Annotated in this window: 14 protein-coding genes; 5 read left to right on the top strand and 9 right to left on the bottom strand. The window is 71.8% G+C overall.

Annotated features, from left to right (window positions below; genetic code table 11):
- Window positions 1-26: 26 nt before the first annotated feature.
- From ACH495_RS28100 to ACH495_RS28085, 4 genes are read left to right on the top strand one after another with little or no spacing between them, the layout of a single operon-like run.
- Entirely contained in the window at window positions 27-833 is an 807-nt protein-coding gene (locus ACH495_RS28100; protein ID WP_396860720.1) for an acetoacetate decarboxylase family protein, read from the top strand.
- Window positions 830-1,804 carry an aminopeptidase gene (locus tag ACH495_RS28095; protein ID WP_396860719.1) on the top strand — a complete coding sequence of 325 codons (975 nt, stop codon included), beginning with the start codon at window positions 830-832 and terminating at the stop codon, window positions 1,802-1,804. Before ACH495_RS28100 ends, ACH495_RS28095 begins: the two co-directional genes overlap by 4 nt.
- Complete coding sequence (locus ACH495_RS28090) at window positions 1,801-2,898, top strand: amidohydrolase family protein (protein ID WP_396860718.1); 1,098 nt, start codon at window positions 1,801-1,803, stop codon at window positions 2,896-2,898. The genes ACH495_RS28095 and ACH495_RS28090 overlap by 4 nt, the downstream gene beginning before the upstream one ends.
- Window positions 2,895-4,250, top strand: coding sequence for an FAD-binding protein (locus ACH495_RS28085; protein ID WP_396860717.1), 1,356 nt, complete (start codon window positions 2,895-2,897; stop codon window positions 4,248-4,250). The genes ACH495_RS28090 and ACH495_RS28085 overlap by 4 nt, the downstream gene beginning before the upstream one ends.
- A gap of 69 nt (window positions 4,251-4,319) precedes the next feature.
- Here ACH495_RS28085 and ACH495_RS28080 read toward each other — a convergent pair whose 3' ends face one another.
- Both ACH495_RS28080 and ACH495_RS28075 read right to left on the bottom strand, forming a co-directional pair.
- A complete protein-coding gene (locus tag ACH495_RS28080; RefSeq protein ID WP_396860716.1) occupies window positions 4,320-5,786 on the bottom strand; it encodes a dihydroorotase family protein in 1,467 nt (488 codons plus the stop codon).
- A gap of 87 nt (window positions 5,787-5,873) precedes the next feature.
- Complete coding sequence (locus tag ACH495_RS28075; protein ID WP_396860715.1) at window positions 5,874-6,722, bottom strand: HpcH/HpaI aldolase/citrate lyase family protein; 849 nt, start codon at window positions 6,720-6,722, stop codon at window positions 5,874-5,876.
- A gap of 325 nt (window positions 6,723-7,047) precedes the next feature.
- Here ACH495_RS28075 and ACH495_RS28070 point away from each other — a divergent pair, with 325 nt between their 5' ends.
- Window positions 7,048-7,851: a hypothetical protein gene (locus tag ACH495_RS28070; protein ID WP_396860714.1), complete on the top strand. Its 804-nt coding sequence runs from the start codon at window positions 7,048-7,050 to the stop codon at window positions 7,849-7,851.
- A gap of 203 nt (window positions 7,852-8,054) precedes the next feature.
- Here the strand turns inward: ACH495_RS28070 and ACH495_RS28065 are convergent, their stop codons facing one another.
- The 7 genes from ACH495_RS28065 to ACH495_RS28035 all read right to left on the bottom strand — a co-directional run bounded on the left by ACH495_RS28065 (window position 8,055) and on the right by ACH495_RS28035 (window position 15,884).
- Window positions 8,055-8,366, bottom strand: a complete 312-nt coding sequence (locus tag ACH495_RS28065; RefSeq protein WP_396860713.1) for an acyl carrier protein — start codon at window positions 8,364-8,366, stop codon at window positions 8,055-8,057.
- Between the two features lie 49 nt (window positions 8,367-8,415).
- The gene (locus ACH495_RS28060; protein WP_396860712.1) at window positions 8,416-9,390 is read right to left on the bottom strand and encodes an acyl-CoA dehydrogenase family protein; all 975 of its coding nucleotides are present in this window, start codon (window positions 9,388-9,390) and stop codon (window positions 8,416-8,418) included.
- A 247-nt stretch (window positions 9,391-9,637) separates the two neighbouring features.
- Window positions 9,638-11,383 carry an AMP-binding protein gene (locus ACH495_RS28055; protein ID WP_396860711.1) on the bottom strand — a complete coding sequence of 582 codons (1,746 nt, stop codon included), beginning with the start codon at window positions 11,381-11,383 and terminating at the stop codon, window positions 9,638-9,640.
- 40 nt (window positions 11,384-11,423) lie between these two features.
- Window positions 11,424-12,776 (bottom strand): cytochrome P450, encoded by a 1,353-nt coding sequence (locus tag ACH495_RS28050; protein ID WP_396860710.1) that lies wholly within the window; start codon window positions 12,774-12,776, stop codon window positions 11,424-11,426.
- Entirely contained in the window at window positions 12,773-13,273 is a 501-nt protein-coding gene (locus ACH495_RS28045) for a GNAT family N-acetyltransferase (RefSeq protein ID WP_396860709.1), read from the bottom strand. Before ACH495_RS28045 ends, ACH495_RS28050 begins: the two co-directional genes overlap by 4 nt.
- A gap of 14 nt (window positions 13,274-13,287) precedes the next feature.
- The gene (locus ACH495_RS28040; RefSeq protein WP_396860708.1) at window positions 13,288-14,286 is read right to left on the bottom strand and encodes a TauD/TfdA family dioxygenase; all 999 of its coding nucleotides are present in this window, start codon (window positions 14,284-14,286) and stop codon (window positions 13,288-13,290) included.
- Window positions 14,283-15,884, bottom strand: coding sequence for an AMP-binding protein (locus ACH495_RS28035; protein ID WP_396860707.1), 1,602 nt, complete (start codon window positions 15,882-15,884; stop codon window positions 14,283-14,285). Before ACH495_RS28035 ends, ACH495_RS28040 begins: the two co-directional genes overlap by 4 nt.
- Window positions 15,885-15,929 lie beyond the last annotated feature (45 nt).

Genomic DNA, 15,929 nt, shown 5'->3' with positions numbered 1-15,929 from the left:
GCGTTTCGCTGAGTGGAAGGAATGTGATGGCCACGCTTCGAGGGTTCGGCAATCCCCTGTCCCCGTCCGGCCGGGCGGCGCTCGTCGACGACCCCCCGCACCACATCAGCGCCGACGCCATCCAGGTGATCTACCGGGTCGACCCGGACAAGGCCCGCGCCTACCTGCCCGACGGCCTCGACCTGCACCCGGACGCCCTGGCCTACGCCTACGTCGCCGACATGGTCAAGGTCAGCGACAGCCACCCCGACCAGGCCTGGACCGAACCGCAGTGGTCGCAGTACCAGGAGGGCATCCTCGGCCTCTACTGCACCTACCAGGGCCAGCCCGGCCGGTTCAGCGCCTACATCTACGTCAGCGAGGACTGGTCGGTGGTCTTCGGCCACTTCATGGGCTTCGCCAAGAAGCAGGGCGTCATCCACAAGACCAAGATCCAGCCGGCCAACCCGGCGTTCGGGCCGATCGGCCCCGGCAGCCGGATGCGGGGGACCGTGGACCGGTTCGGTAGGCGGATCTTCAACGTGGACATCCAGCTCACCGAGAAGATCGACGACGACGCGGTGCCCTCGCACGGGCACCGCGTCTACACCTACCGGCACATTCCCTCGCCCAGCCCGCAGGTGCCCGACCAGCGGCAGCTCTTCGCCCTCGACCTGGACCGGGCCACCACCATCGACGCCTGGAAGGGCACCGGCGGCGTGGAGATCTTCACCGACGTGATCAACGAGGACCTCGACGGCTTCCAGCCCCTGGAGATCGTCGAGGCGTACAGCTTCCAGCGCGGCTGGACCACCAAGGCCGGCGCCACCCTGCTGCGAGAGGACCATCGATGACCGACTGGGCCGCGATCCAGGTCGCCAAGGCCGCCGACAACATCGTCAACACCTCCCTGGCCGTACGGCCCGGGGAACTGGTCGCCGTCGCCGCCGACCACAACTCCGACCACGCGGTCGTCGACGCGCTCCTCGCGGCGGTCGCCGCGGCCGGGGCGGAGGGCACCCTGCTGGTGCAGCCCGCCCGCGCCCGGGCCGGCGAACCGGCGAACCGGATCGTCGCCGCCGCGCTGGCCGGCGCGGACGTGATCATCTCGCCGACCTCGACCGCGCTGAGCTTCACCCCCGAACTCAAGCAGGCGCTCAACCGGGGCGCGCGGGCGATCGTGATGACCGGGGTGACCCGGGCCGAGCTGATCGGCGGCGCGGGCATCGCCGACTACGAGGAGGTCCACCGGATCACCAAACCGCTGGCCGACGCCATCACCGCCGGCTCCCGGATCCGGGTCACCTCGCAGCAGGGCTCCGACCTCACCGCCAGCCTGGAGGGGGTCACCTGCGGAGTGGGCGCGTCCTTCGCCCGCGAGCCCGGCCAGATCTCCAGCTACCCCAGCGGCGAGGCGTGGAGCGCCCCGGCCACCGGCACCGGGCAGGGGGTCCTGGTCGCCGACGGTTCCGCGCACCAGCTCGGCAAGCTGCGCGAACCGATCCGGGTCCACTTCGACCAGGGGCGCGCGGTGCGGATCGAGGGCGGTGACCAGGCCGGCGAACTACGCCGCATGATCGACGGAGTGGAGAACGGCGACAACCTCGGCGAGATCTCCATCGGCACCAACCCGGCGGCCCGCTTCCTCGGCAACATCACCGAGGACAAGAAGCAGGTCGGCACCGTCCACTTCGCCCTCGGCAACAGTGTGGTCGGCGGGACGGTCAAGGCCCCTATCCACGTCGACCTGCTGCTGCTCACCCCGACCGTGGAGGTGGACGGGGAGATCCTGGTCCAGGACGGGAAGATCGTGAAGGTGGCATGACCGCCGCCTCCGCTCCGGCCCCCGGAGACGCCGTCTCCGGGGTTCCGGCCATCGACACGCACACCCACTTCTGGCCCCGGGGGCTGCTCGCCGCCGGGCGGGCCGGGCGGGACTGGTACGGCTGGCGGCCGGTCACCGAGGCCGACGGCCGGCGGGCGTTCGCGCTGGGGCGTACCGTGCTGGCCTTCGCCCCACCCGAGGTGGACCTGGCCGACCCGACGGCCCGGCTCGCCGCCCGCGCCGCGCAGCAGGGGATCGGCTTCGAGGCCGTCCAGGTGGCCGGGTTCCTGTTCAACTACCACCTGGACGCGGCCCGCGGCGCGGCCTTCTGCCGGGAACTCAACACCGAGCTGGCCGAACTGGAGGCCGCCGCCCCGGGCGCCTACCGGGGGCTGGCGCAACTGCCGCTCCAGGACCGCGACGCCGCGCTGGCCGTGCTCGACCACGCCGTGACGGAGCTGGGGCTGCGGCACTTCGTGATCACTCCGGCGGTCAACGGGCGCAACCTCGACGATCCGCAGATCCTGCCGGTGCTGGAGGCGATGGCCGAGGCCGGGGTGACCGCCAACGTGCACCCGGCGTTCTTCGACAAGCTCGGCGCGGGTGACCGGCTCGGCCGGTACTACTTCGAGAGCTCATTCGCCGCGCCGGTCGAGGCGAGCATCGGGCTGATGACGGTGATCCACTCCGGGCTGCTGGACCGGCACCCCGACTTCCGGATGTGCTTCACCCACGGCGGCGGCATCGCGATCCACTCGCTCGGCCGGTTCGACCACCGCTGGCACATGATCTCCCCGGCGCAGCGCACGATGGCCCGCCCGCCCAGTGAGTACCTCGCCGCCGGCAACCTCTTCTACGACGTGCTGGTGCACGACGAGCGCGCGCTGGAACTGGTGATCGAGCGTGTCGGGGTGGACCAGCTCACCATCGGCACCGACCATCCGTTCGCCTGGGACCACCCCGGTGGCGCCGCGAACTGGATCCGTACCGCCGACTTCCTGGACACCGCGGCCCGGGAGAAGATCCTCTGGCGCAACGCGGCCCGCTTCTACGGCCTCGACCCCGACGACCCGCCAGGGACGGCCGGCTCATGACCGACTGCGACGCCCTGGTCGCCGGCGCCGGCGCGGCCGGCCTGGCCGCCGCGCTCGCCGCCGCCCGGCCCGGCCGCACCGTCGTCCTCGCCGAGGCCCGGGAGACGTTCCGGCAGGGCAGCAACACCGCGATGAGTACCTCGATGATCCCGGCCGCCGGCAGCCGCTGGCAGCGGGCGGCCGGCGTCGAGGACTCACCCGGTCGGTTCCTCGCCGACATCCGGGCCAAGACCCACGACCGGGCCGACCCGGTGGTGGCCGCCGCGCTCACCTCGGTCGCCCCGGAACTGGTCGACTGGCTGGCCGACGACTGCGGGGTCCCGCTCGAACTGGTCACCGACTTCCGCTACCCGGGCCACTCGGCGCTGCGCTGCCACGCCGTGCCCGACCGCTCCGGTGCGGCCCTGCACCGCGCCCTGCTCGACGCCGCCGCGGACCGGGACGACCTGCACCTGGTCGTGCCGGCCCGGCTGGTCGACGTACGGACCGACGACACCGGCGCGGTCCGGGGCGCGGTGTTGGAACGCCCCGACGGCACCCGGGAGGACCTGAGCTGCCCGGTGGTGGTGCTCGCCACCAACGGGTTCGCCGCCGACCCCGAGCTGGTCCGTCGCCACCTGCCCGAGATCGCCCACGGCGTCTACCACGGCGGCGAGGCGTCCCGCGGGGACGCGTTGCGGCTGGCCGAACGGCTCGGCCTGGACACCGGCCACCTCGACGCCTACCAGGGGCACGGCTCGCTGGCCGTACCGGACGCCATCCTGCTCACCTGGGCGACGGTCATGCACGGCGGCTTCCTCGTGGACGCCACCGGGCGACGCTTCGGAGACGAGACGGTCGGCTACTCCGAGTACGCCGTACCGGTGCTGTCCCGTCCGGGTGGCCGGGCCTGGGTGGTCTACGACGAGCGTGTCCACGACGCCTGCCGGGCGTTCAAGGACTACCGGGACGTGGTGGCCGCCGGGGCGGTCCGCTGGGCCGACGACGTCGACGCGCTCGCCTCCGTGGTGGGCGCTCCGATCGACGCGCTGGCGGCCACCCTGGCCGACGCCGACGCGGCTGCCTCCGGGACCGCGTCCGACGCGTTCGGTCGGAGCGCCTGGAGTGCGCCGCTGCGTGCGCCGTACGCGGCCGTCCGGGTCACCGGGGCGCTCTTCCACACCCAGGGCGGCCTGCGGGTGGACCGGCACGCCCGGGCGTTGCGCGCCGGGCAGCCGGTGCCGGGACTGTACGCGGCCGGCGGCGCGGCGGTCGGCATCTCCGGCCACGGGGCGGACGGGTATCTGGCCGGCAACGGTCTGCTCGCCGCCCTCGGCCTCGGCTACCTCGCCGGCCGGCACGCCACCGCCTGAGCCGGTACGAGTCCGACTCGCAACCACGCCCCTCACCCGCCGGGTGAGGGGCGCGGTTGCGGGCGCGGCCTAGCGGCTGACCGGGCGGCGCAGGTACTCGCCGCGCGGGGTGCCGACCACCGCGCCGTCGCGGAGGATGCGGTGCCCGCGCAGCCACACGTCGTCCACCCGGGCGGTCAGCTCGAACCCCTCGAACGGGGTGTACTCCTGGGTGGACTCGCTCGCCTCGGCCGTCACCGTCCAGGTGCGGTCCGGGTCGACCAGGACGACGTCCGCGTCGAAGCCCACCGCCAGGTCCCCCTTGCGCGGCCACAGCCCGTAGCGCTTCGCCGGATTGGCGCAGACCAGCTCGGCGACCCGGCCCAACGGCAGCCCCTGCCGCCGGCCCTCGGTGATCAGGGCCGGGAGCAGGTACTCCGCCCCGCCGAACCCGGACTTCGCCACGAAGACGTCGTCCCGGTCGGTGCCGAACTTCGTCTCGTCCCGGCAGCAGGCGTGGTCGGAGACCACCCAGTCGACCTGTCCGGCGAGCACCGCCCGCCAGAGCGCCTGCCGGTCGGCCTCGGCACGCAGCGGCGGGTTCACCTTGCCGCCGAGGCCGGCGGCGGTGTCGTAGGTGGCGATCAGGTGCCCGATGGTGACCTCGCGGCGGAAGTCCACGTGCGGGAAGGCGGCGGCCATCCGCAGCGCGGACTCCATCGCCTTCTCACCGGACAGGTGCAGCAGGTTGATCGCCGGCAGGCCGGTCTCGTGGGCCAGGTAGGAGGCGATGGTGATCGCGAGCCCCTCCGAGTGCGCCGGCCGGGACGCGCTGTAGGCGGCCAGCCCCGTCAGCTCCCCGGCCTCCTCCACCAGCTTCGAGTAGGCCGCCATGATCTCGGCGGTCTCGCAGTGCAGCGACAGGCTGATGCCGTCGGCCAGCTCGGGTCGCTCTTCCCGGATCCGCTGGACGCCGCGCATGACGAACTCGAAGTGCGCCAGGTCGTACCGCTCACCGGGCGGGGTCATCAGGAACGACGACTGGTCGGTGGAGCGTCCGTGCAGGCCGTGCGAGCCGTAGAACATGAAGATCTTGAACGAGCTGACCCCGAACTCGTCGACCAGCATGCCGAGTTCGTCGATGTGGCCGGCCTGCATGGGGGCGAGGTGGAAGGCGTAGTCGACGAAGGCCCGACCCTCGGCCAGGCGCAGCACCTCGGGGAAGAAGTCGGCGTAGCTGCCGCCCCGGTTCAGGTAGTACTGCCCGGTCCGCATGTAGGTCAGCCCGGTGGTCACGCCGCCCTGCGCCGACGCCCGCGACTCGCTGGCGGTGTCGACGTCGAGCGGGTTGTAGATCCCCCAGTGCTGGTGTCCGTCGACCGCACCGGGGAAGGCCAGTCGGCCGCCGGCGTCGACCACCTCGTGCGCGTCGGCGGGGGAGAGGTCCGGCCCGATGGCCGCGATCCGGCCCGACCGGACCGCGATGGATGTTGGTACGGGTTCGTCGTCGCCCGGGCGTACCGCCCGCGCATTGACGATGAGCAGGTCATGAGCCATGGGGCTACCTCCTTGCCGGTGGGCACAGGCTAAGCCCGTTGGACCGCTCAGCGCAACAGTGATCCGTCCAGCGGAACGACTTGATGGTTACTGTCGGCGCGCGCGCACCAGCACCGCCCGGGCCGAACGGGCCACCGCCTCGTCCACCATCGTTCCGGTGCCGTCCACCGCCGCCGCCCCACCGCCCCCGTCGGCGTACGCGGCGATGATCCGCTCGGCCTCGGCCACCTCCTCGGCCGTCGGCGTGAAGACCTCGTTGATCACCGGCACCTGGCTGGGGTGGATCGCCGTCCGCCCGGAGAAGCCGAGCCGGCGCAGGGCCTCGGTGCCGGCTCGCAGTTTCTCCGTGTCCCGGTAGTTCACGGTGGCCGGGCCGACCGGCGCGGCCAGCCCGGCGGCGGCCGAGGCGACGACCGCCTCGAACCGGGCCGGGAGCAGCTCCAACCCGTCCGGACCGGGGCGCAGGCCCAGGTCGGCGCTCAGGTCCGCCTCGCCGAGGCCGAGCAGCAGCACCCGGGGTGCGGCGGCGACGGCGTCGATCCGCCGGAGCCCGCGCGCGGACTCCAGCCGGGGTGAGACGGCGATCCGCCCGACCGGTAGCCCGCGTTCGCTCTCCAGGGCGGTGAGCAGGGCGTCGAGGCGGGTCAGCAGGGACGGCCCGTCCACCTTCGCCACCACCACGCCGGTGAGGCCGGGACGGACCGCCGCCCTCAGATCCTCCTCGAGGGCGTCCGGCGAGACCCGGACCCAGGCGTCGGCGTCGCCGGTGGCGCCGGAGTCGAGCCAGTCGGCGACCACCGAACGGGCGGTCGGCCGTTGCGCCGCCGGCACCGCGTCCTCCAGGTCCGCGATGATCGCGTCGGCTCCGACGCCGGCGGCCTTGTCGAGCATCCGGGGGGAGTGGCCGGGGACGTAGAGCCAGGAACGGGACACCATGACGCCTCCTCGAATGGAACGGTGTTTCAATCTATCCGAGAGCTGACCACGCACCGGTGATGGGTGACGGACCTCAGGGCGGAGCGGCATGGGCCCCGGGGAGGAAGTGGTCACGAACGCCGCGACGTTCCGCGCGGTCCCTGCCGGCCGAGAGTCAGGCGGACCACCACATCGCCTCGTACGTGCTTGTGCCAATGCCCCCGAGCCCATCCGGCCAGCGGATTCCGTGCCGACAGTCGGCAAACGGACTGTGCCGGCCGCCGGCCGGGGCGCATCGTGAGAACTGGACACCCCTGCTGGAGGTTGGTCGGAGAGGGAGGCCGTCATGGAGCTCAACCGGCGGTTGGCGCAGGACCCACCGGAACGCAGCGCGAGCGAGGTGATCGGCCCCCATCTGCTGGGCCGGGTGTACCGGCCGGACCCGCGGGACTGGTCGCTGCCGCGGCTCATGGAGATCGCCGAGCCGCCGGCGGAGATCCGGCAGCGGACCATCGAGCAGGTGCTGACCGAGACCACCTACTTCACCGACTGGCGGGCGTACCTGGTCTTCTGGCGCTGGCTCAAGAAGCAGGCCGGCGGGGCCCCACCCGCGCCGGGCCCGACGCCGGCCGGTGACGCGGCCCCGGCCTGGCAGCTGCCGGTCCAGCTGGACCAGGGCGACACCGGGCACTGCGTGGGCTTCGGCTGGACGGGCTGGGTGGACGCCACACCGGTCCCGGGGGAGTTCCAGAACGCCGACGCGCACGCGCTGTACTACGAGTGCAAGGTGATCGACGGTGAGCCGCGGGCGGAGAACGGCTCGACCGTCCGGTCCGGGGCGCTGGCGCTGCGCAACCGGGGCCGGCTCGCGGCGTTCGCGTTCGCCGGCTCGCTCAGTGAGATCGACCAGTGGATCAACACCCAGGGATCGGTGGTGGTCGGCACCAACTGGACGGACGACATGTTCCACCCGGACGCCGACTGCTACGTGATGTTGGACCGGCTGGACTCCGAGCAGGCGTACCTGTTCCAGAACTCGTGGGGCAGCGGCTGGGGCCAGCACGGCCGCTTCAAGATCAAGTTTGCGGACTTCGCGGGCCTGCTCGCCGCCGACGGCGAGGCATGCTGCGCCGCCGAACTCCCGCACTGACCTTGATTCACGGGTTCCGGCGCCGTGCGTCGCCTGGAAGCCCCAGTTCGCGCTGCCGAGCTGGGCGTTCCACGACACGCTCGTCGCTCAGTTCTCCATCATCGATGCCTCTCGTCATGGGAGTCGATGCGTCAGCGCGCCGAACGCAGGTCGAGGGAGCATCGGTGACCCCTGGCGTACGACCCGGGCAGTCGTCGACGCCGTCAGGCGCCCGGCCGCGGCGAACGGGTCGACGCCACCTTGTGCGGCGCCGACGCGACCTGGCGACGGATGACGTCGACCAGTTCGGCGACGGTGGCCACGGCGGATGCGCGAGGGTCGTTCAAGAGGTTGACGCTGAAGCGAGCCTCCAGCGCGATCATCAGTTCCAGCGCGGCCAGCGAATCGATGTCCAGGTCCTGCACCAGGTGGTCCTCCGGTCGCAGTTCCCGGCGGACCCGCTTGATCTCCAGGAAGATCGCCTCGAGCGCCGACATGACATCAGCCTCGGTCACCGGCACGGGATGTGTGGTCATGGTCCTCACCTTTCGGAGGTTGATGGTCGGGTGCGGAAGGCGTACGTGCTCAGCCGAGGTCCACGAGTTCGTCGTAGCCCACGAAATCGGGAGTCATGCCGCTGGCCACCAACTCCCACATCATCTCGTCGGTGCCGGCACCGATCCGGCCCAGCCTGGTGTCCCGCCACATCCGGCCGAGCGGGGTTTCGTCCTCGAGGTAACCGGCACCGCCGAACAGGTGCATGCACTCGCTCATCGCCTCTTCCGCGAAACGCGTGGCGGTGACTTTGAGCGCGGCGGTCTCCCGAGGTCCGCAGGCGCCGGTGACAGGTATGCCCTGCGCCGCCGAGTAGACGGCGAACCGCAACGACAGCAGCCGAGCGGACAGGTCGGCCAGCCGCAACCGGAGCGCCTGGTGCTGGAGCAACGGGCGGCCGAACTGTTCCCGCCGGTGCAGATGTGCGGTGGCGAGGCCGGTGGCCGCGGCAACCCCGCCGACGGTTTGCCCGGCGATGGACAGCCGCTCGTGGCTCAGCCCCCAGGTCGCCACGAGGAGACCCGCGCCGGGCCGACCGACGAGTGCCTCGTCCGGCACCCTGGCGTCGATCGTCATCCAGGTGGTGTCCAGTGCCGCGGTACCGACCTTGCGCAGCCGTTTGCGGATCGACAACGCCGAGGCGGGTACGGCGAAGACGCCGAGGCCGCCGTGGGCGTCGCCCCTGTCATCCTCGATCCGGCACAGCAGCAGCGCGAAGTCGCACACCAGGCCGAGCGACAGGTACTTCTTCTCACCTGTCACCCGCCAGCCGCCGGGTACCCGCCGGGCGACGGTGCGGAGGCCGGTGAGGTCGGAACCGCCGGTCGGCTCGGAGGCCCCGAAGCAACCGATCAGCCTTCCGTCGAGGAGCCCGTCGAGATATTCCCGCAACAGTGGTGAGTCGCCGTAGCGCACGAGGATCGAACCGACCGTCTCCAGGCAGAGACTCACGCCGACCGACAGGCCCGCACGACCGTACCGGCCGCTCTCCTCCGCAATGATCACACCGAGACCGGCGTCACCGAAGGGGCCCGGGTGCCAGCGTTGCCGCAACAATCGACTGCGCCCGAGGTCGGCAAGCACCTCGCGCGGAAACACACCGTGCTCGTCGGCCGCCGCGTGTGGGGCGAAAGCGGCGCCGATCGACTCCGCGGCTCGTGCCCGGGCGGCGTCCACGCGAGGGCCGAAGGGACCATCCGCGAACAGCGGCCGGTCCGGCGCCTCGCCGGTCGAGGAGATGGCGGCGGGGGCGCTAGCGTGCGACGGGCTCACTGCCTGCCTCCCGGTTCTGCTGGTCGGTGTCGGTGCGGCGCGGCGCCGGAGGGTCGCCGAGCCACTCGCCGGTCAACTGCCCGGCGAGGTGGCGGCGCCACAGCAGGCGCCGGCGGGGCTTGCCGCTGGAGGTCAACGGGATGGTGCCGCGCCTGGCCTGCAGGATCAGCACCCGGACGGCGGACCCGGTGAAGGTACGGACGGCCTCGACGACCACGTCGAGCTGGTTGCCCAGCTTCCGCTCCACCACCACCAGCAACGTCGGCCGGCCGTCGACGATGCCGCCGGCCACGGCGAGGTTGCGGGGCGCGATTCCGGTACGGGCGCGCAGATCCAGCTCCACGTCCTCGACGAAGATGCTGCGTCCTCGGAGCTTGACACTGTCCCCGAGGCGGCCGACCACGTACAGCTCGCCGTCGTGGAAGAAGCCGGCGTCGCCGGTGCGCAGCCACCCCTCGACCAGTCGGGTACCGTCCCGCGACGTGGCGTCGGCGTAGCCGGCGGTTACCGAAGGGCCCTGTACGGAGATCTCCCCGAACACGCCGTCCGACTGGGGCCGCCCGTCCTCGTCGACCACTTCCACCCGCAGGCCTTCGAGCGGGCGACCGCAGCTCACCTGCCAGGCCCACGGCTCGGACACCAGGTCGGTGTCGAGGACCGCCGTCCCGGTCACCTCGACCTTGTCATCCAGGCTCCGACCCGGGGCGTTGGTGCGGACCATCCGCACCGGTTCGTGTCGGGGTCCGCCGGTGACCGCGAGGGTGCCTTCGGCGAGCCCGTAGGCGGGGGTCAGCGCGCGGCTGTCGAAGCCGTGCGGTTGCAACAGGGCGGCGAATCGTGCCAGCGCCGCCGGGTTGATCCGTTCGGCCCCGCTGACCACCGACGTGACGCCCGAGAAGTCGAGCCCGACCAGATCGTCCGGGGTGACCCGGTCGACGACACGCTCGAAGCCGAAGTTCGGCATGAAGATCTGGGCGTACCGGCCATGGCCGTACTCGGCGAGCCAGCCCCGCGTGTCGCGGACGAACTGCTGGGGCCGCATCATCGCGTGTTCCGTCTGCAGGGTCACCAGCGTCAGCAGCCCACCGACGAGACCCATGTCGTGATAGAGCGGCAGCCAGGAGACCCCGCCGCGGTCCGTGATGCCCTGCCAGCGCTGGATCATCCGGAGATTCGCGGCCAGGTTGTCGACGGTGATCCGCACGCCTTGCGGGCGTCCCAGCGAGCCCGAGGTGAACTGCAGGACGGCCAGTTCCCCGTGCGCACGCGGCACCGCCCCGGCGTCGCCGTAGCTCGGCGCCAGGATGGTGGTCTGCTGGCCGGCCTGGTGGACGCCGGCCAGCAACGCGTCGCGGTGGTCGTCCGACGCGATCGCGAACCGAGGTCGCACCGCAGCGGCGATCGCCCGCAGTTGCGTCTCGTAGCCCGTCGTGTCCTGCAACGCGGCGGGCAGTGGCAGCACCGACGGGGTGGCGCCGATGGCGAGGAGTCCGAAGAAGCAGGCGACGAAGTCCGGGCCGGACGGCAGCACCAGCGGCACCACCTCGTCGCGGCGTACCCCGGCGTCGGCCAGGGCAGCGCCGGCGCGTAACGCGCGCTCCGCCAGATCCTCGTAGGTGTGGCGCGACCAGTCCCGTCCATCCACGTGGAACCGCACGCCACGCTCTGTCGACGGAGCGTCGAGCCAACCGAGAAGCAGTTCCCGGCTGACGGCAAGGCTGCTCATCTGGGTTCGTCCTTTCCAGCGGTCGGGCCGGTGTCAGGGTTCATGACCGACGCGTCAGACGCATCGGCAGCCGCCGACCCGGGCGGAGGGTGGCGTTGGCTCTCGGGCGGGGCAGCCCGGCGGTCAGCTCCAGCCGGTAGCGTTGGGTCACCATCGCCAGCACCAGCACCGCCTCCAGTTGCGCGAAGCCGGCGCCGATGCAGGCGCGCCTGCCGCCGCCGAACGGGATGTGGGCGTAGCGGTGGCGGTCGGCGACCGACAGGAAGCGGGTCGGGTCGTAGCGCTCGGGGTCGGGCCAGATGGCGGGGTTGCGGTGCACCAGGTATGCGGGCACCGCGACGGTGCTGCCCGCGGGGATCGGTATCCCCTCGATGACGTCGGACCGCACGGCTTCCCGCTCGATGGTCCACACCGGTGGGTACAACCGCCACGCCTCGTTCACGACGGCGGTGGTCCAACTGAGCTTCTCCACGTCGGCGGCCCGTGGCTCGCGGCCGGCAAGGACCGTGTCCACCTCATGTTCCAAACGGTCCCGAACGGCCGGGTGGGCCGACAGCAGCGCCAGGCACCAGCCGAGAGTCGTCGCCGTCGTCTCATGCCCGGCCAGCATGAACGTGGTCACCTCATCGCGGATCTCCGCATCGGTCAGTCGGGTCCGGCCCTCGTCACCCGCGGTGAGCAGGTGGTCCAGCAGGTCGGCCGGTCCATCGACGGTGGGCGTCGCCCGCCGCTCGGCGATGAGCTGGCGCACCGGCCGGTCGATCGCGGCGAGCGGCCCGCCGAAGCGTCCGCTGGCCGCCCAGATCGCCCGGGTGCCGCGCGGCCCCCAGAGGAACGGCAGGAAGGTGCCGATCGCGACGGCGGGCAGCAGGATCGTGAGGGCGTGGGCGATCCGGCCGGTGTGGCCGGTCATGTCGGTGCTGAACAGAACTCGACCGACGATGTCCAGGGCCAGCGCGTTGACCTCTCCGGACACCTCGATCTGCGTGCCGTCGCGATGTCGGTCCCAGGAGTCCAGCGTCCGCCGGGTCGCGTCGACGATCTGTGGGGCGAAGCCCGCGACGTTGCGGCGGGTGAACACCGGTTGCAGCAGTCGGCGATGGCGGCGCCAGGTGTCGCCTTCACCGGACAGCAGCCCGGTGCCGAGCACGGCCCGCATCGACCGGTAGGTGAAGGCCTTGACGTAGTTGTCCTGATGGCGAGCCAGGACGTGTTCGGCGTGTCGGGGACTGCTCATGATGAAGAGCCGGTGCCCCGGATGGAGGGGCAGTTCCACGGCATCGCCGTACCTGGCCAACGACCGCAACGTCGCCAGCGGCCGGAAGACGAGCCCGGTCACCGCTGCCGGCGCGGCGGCGGCACCCGGGCCGGGGGCGCGCACCGGGGTGCTCATCGCAGCGCCTTGGCGTAGCAGATGGTCTGCGGGTCATCGCGGTAGACCCCGTAGTTCGGAATCCGGGCGTATCCGGTCCGCTCGAAGAACCTCATCGCGGTGACCTGTTTGAAGCCGACGTCCAGGACCGCGCGCCGGCGTCCCGCGCGAGTCGCCGCGCTCTCCACCGCCGTCAGGATGCGGTGGGCAGCGCCCAGCATCTGCAGGCCCGCCAGTTCCTCGACGACGTATGCGCGCTTGAGTTCGGCGTCGCCGTCCTGGAAGCCCCACGTGCCGGCGTCCTTCGCGCGCCAACCACCACAGGCCACGGGACGGCCGTCGAGGTAGCCGACCAGGAAGAGACCGCGCGGTGGCAGGTACTCACCGGGATCCCCGTACCGGGGGTCCTCCTCACCGTAGACCGCCAGGTAGTGGCGTTGCAGCAGGGACACCAGCGCGATGGCGTCCGGATGGTCGTAGGCAACGGCGCGCAGCTCCATGGCGGTCACGTCACTCATCGATCGACGGGCGGTCATCGGATGATCCGGGAACGGGTGTCAGCGGTGGCGTAGATCCGGCGGAGGTCCCGAATCAGATTCAGCCGTTTGAGCCAGCGGTCGGTTCCGTCGTAACGGGCCCGGAACGACGCCCGGCCGTGCACGACCTGGTAGTTGTCGATGAACAGCAGGTCGCCGGGGGCCAGCGCGATGGACTCGGTCGCCGCGCTCAGCCGCTCGTCCAGGTCCGCCATCGCCGCGGCTGCCTCGTCGTCGCCGTCGGAGACCGCGGTGAAGTCCGCGTCGAACCGCAGATACGGGTGCTCCCGCGGGCCGAAGATGATCGGACCGAGCCCCGTGCCGTCCGGGTCGGCGCGGAGCCGTTCGGCGCAGGCGCCGCCCACGTGTGCGTCGTCCGGCAGGAACCGGAACCGGGAATCCTGGAGGATCTTCTGGAGCTTGTCGGGAAGACCGAGGGATCCCAGTCGGACGAACGTCGTCCGTACGGCGTCGGGGTTGCGCAGGCACAGCAGTGCGACATAGTCGCCGCGGCACGGATGGAACCCGTCCTCGGTGTGCAGCGACAACGGTGACGCACTACACGCGCTCGTCAGCGACTGTTCCATCGTCGGGGACGGACAGACATCGTGTACGAGCCGCCCGCCCTGCTGCGCCGCCCAGCCGAACGGCTCGCCGAGCGGCAGGCCGCACAGCACCAGCAACAGCTCCTCGCGTCGACCGACGCCGGCCGCGGCCGCCGTCCAGTCGAGCGGCGTCGGCGGAAGGGCCTGGAGCGGAAGCCCGGATATCACGGACACGGGCGCCTCGTCCGCGCGAACCTGCCCCAGGAATTCCCGCATCCGCTCCGGCAGCCGTACGGCGTAAGCGGGCAGCCGTTCGGCGAAGCTGAGCGGATCCGCGGTCCGGTCGGTGGCGGTGAACGCGTCGACGAGCCGGCCGAGCGCGTCGCGCTCCACCTCCGTCAGCTGGAGCCGCCGTACCGTCGGGGCTGCGACCGCCGATGAGGTGATCACCGCGCACCCGCCAGCGTCGCGTCCAGGGTGGCCAGCAGGGCCTTCTTGTCGGGCTTGCCGGCGGCGGTGAGCGGTATGTCGTCGACGAAGGTGACCGCTGCCGGCGCACGTAGCACGCCGAGTTGGTCAATGACGAGGGCCCGCAGTTGCTCCACGTCGACAAGCTCCGCCTGGTTGCCTGGTCCCGTCGCGCCCATCGGACCGTCCGGTGCGCGGACGACGAACGCGTGGACCGCCTCACCCGTCTCGTCGCTGGGCACGCCGACCACGGCCGCCTGCCGAACCTGCGGATGACCGGTCAGGACGGCCTCGATGGGCGCCGCATGGCAGTTCCGGCCATTGACAATGATCATGTCTCGGAGTCGGCCGACCAGGTAGAGGTAACCGTCGTCGTCGAGGTGGCCGAGGTCCCCGGTGTGCAGTCGGCCATCCCGGATGACCTGGGCGGTCAGCTCCGGCTGGCGCCAGTACCCGGTCATCACCGACGCCGAGCGTACGCAGACCTCGCCCACCTCTCCCGGCGCCCGGTCGCGCCCCTCGGAGTCCACGATGGAGACCGTGCAGCCCGGCACCGGACGACCGACCGAAGCCAGCAGCTGTGGCCGGTCGGTCACCGCCGCCAGGTGATCCTCGGGCGTCAGGATGGTGACCGAGGTGACCTCGGTCTGCGCGTAACCCTGCAGGAAGATCGGGCCGAGCAACTCGATCGCCTGGCGCAGTCGGCGGGGCGCGATGGGTGAGCTGCCGTACACGACCAGGGCGAGGTCACTGCCGGGCCCGGTGGGAGCGGCGGGATGGTCGAGCAACTGGTAGAGCTGCGGCGGATACAGGAAGGTGGCGACCGGACCCGAACGCCGGACGGCCGCCCAGAACGCGCCCGCCTCGAACCCTTCGTGCAACTCCACCGCGATGCCGAGGACGAGCATCTGCACGGCGAGATCACCGACCGCGTAGGCGATCGAGGTGGCGGCGATGAACCGGAGTCCGTCCGGCAGCGGGAGGCCGGCCGCCGTCCGGGCACTGGCCTCGGACGCCGCCGCGAGGGCTGCGAAGGTGCACGCCACCCCCTTGGGGGTGCCGGTCGTTCCGCTGGTGTAGCAGATGCCGGCGACGTCGCCGTCCTCGGCCGCGACGGCGATCGGCGTCGCCGGCTGCGTCGCCGCCAGTGCCAGGAGGTCGGTCGTCGCCGTCGCCGGACCGAGTGCGAGAACGCGTCGCACGCCGGCGCGTTCCGCGACCAGCGGGACGGGTTGGTCCGGCGGGGTGCCCCGGGGGTCGAACACGACGACGGTCGGGTCGGCGTTGGCGAGAATGTGGTCGAGATCCTCGGTCAGGGCATTGAGCTGCACGGCGACGTATCGGCCGCCCAGCACATGACACGCGATCCGTAGGTACAGCGCCTCCGGGGTGTTGGTGACGAGGCAGACGACGCCGCTGCCGCGTTCCACTCCCTGTGTCCGCAGCGCCCGGGCCAGCCGGTAGGTGACGGTCAGCAGCTCGCGATATTCGATGCCCCGGTCTGCCGTTACCAACGCGGTCCGGTCGCCGTACCGGTCGAACGCCTCGATCATGCTCGTCACATAGCGCGCCGTGGTCATCGGTCACCTGCCGGGTGGCCGTCGCGGGGTACGCGCGTCGGTGTG

The sequence above is a fragment of the Micromonospora sp. NPDC018662 genome (assembly GCF_044391475.1).
Lineage (GTDB): Bacteria > Actinomycetota > Actinomycetes > Mycobacteriales > Micromonosporaceae > Micromonospora.
This window is presented reverse-complemented; position numbering and strand designations above follow the sequence as displayed.

Excerpts from the sequence above, each read along its gene's own strand:
- ACH495_RS28100 (WP_396860720.1), top strand. The coding sequence starts at position 27 with ATGGCCACGCTTCGAGGGTTCGGCAATCCCCTGTCCCCGTCCGGCCGG.
- ACH495_RS28095 (WP_396860719.1), top strand. The coding sequence starts at position 830 with ATGACCGACTGGGCCGCGATCCAGGTCGCCAAGGCCGCCGACAACATC.
- ACH495_RS28090 (WP_396860718.1), top strand. The coding sequence starts at position 1,801 with ATGACCGCCGCCTCCGCTCCGGCCCCCGGAGACGCCGTCTCCGGGGTT.
- ACH495_RS28085 (WP_396860717.1), top strand. The coding sequence starts at position 2,895 with ATGACCGACTGCGACGCCCTGGTCGCCGGCGCCGGCGCGGCCGGCCTG.
- ACH495_RS28080 (WP_396860716.1), bottom strand. The coding sequence starts at position 5,786 with ATGGCTCATGACCTGCTCATCGTCAATGCGCGGGCGGTACGCCCGGGC.
- ACH495_RS28075 (WP_396860715.1), bottom strand. The coding sequence starts at position 6,722 with ATGGTGTCCCGTTCCTGGCTCTACGTCCCCGGCCACTCCCCCCGGATG.
- ACH495_RS28070 (WP_396860714.1), top strand. The coding sequence starts at position 7,048 with ATGGAGCTCAACCGGCGGTTGGCGCAGGACCCACCGGAACGCAGCGCG.
- ACH495_RS28065 (WP_396860713.1), bottom strand. The coding sequence starts at position 8,366 with ATGACCACACATCCCGTGCCGGTGACCGAGGCTGATGTCATGTCGGCG.
- ACH495_RS28055 (WP_396860711.1), bottom strand. The coding sequence starts at position 11,383 with ATGAGCAGCCTTGCCGTCAGCCGGGAACTGCTTCTCGGTTGGCTCGAC.
- ACH495_RS28050 (WP_396860710.1), bottom strand. The coding sequence starts at position 12,776 with ATGAGCACCCCGGTGCGCGCCCCCGGCCCGGGTGCCGCCGCCGCGCCG.
- ACH495_RS28045 (WP_396860709.1), bottom strand. The coding sequence starts at position 13,273 with ATGAGTGACGTGACCGCCATGGAGCTGCGCGCCGTTGCCTACGACCAT.
- ACH495_RS28035 (WP_396860707.1), bottom strand. The coding sequence starts at position 15,884 with ATGACCACGGCGCGCTATGTGACGAGCATGATCGAGGCGTTCGACCGG.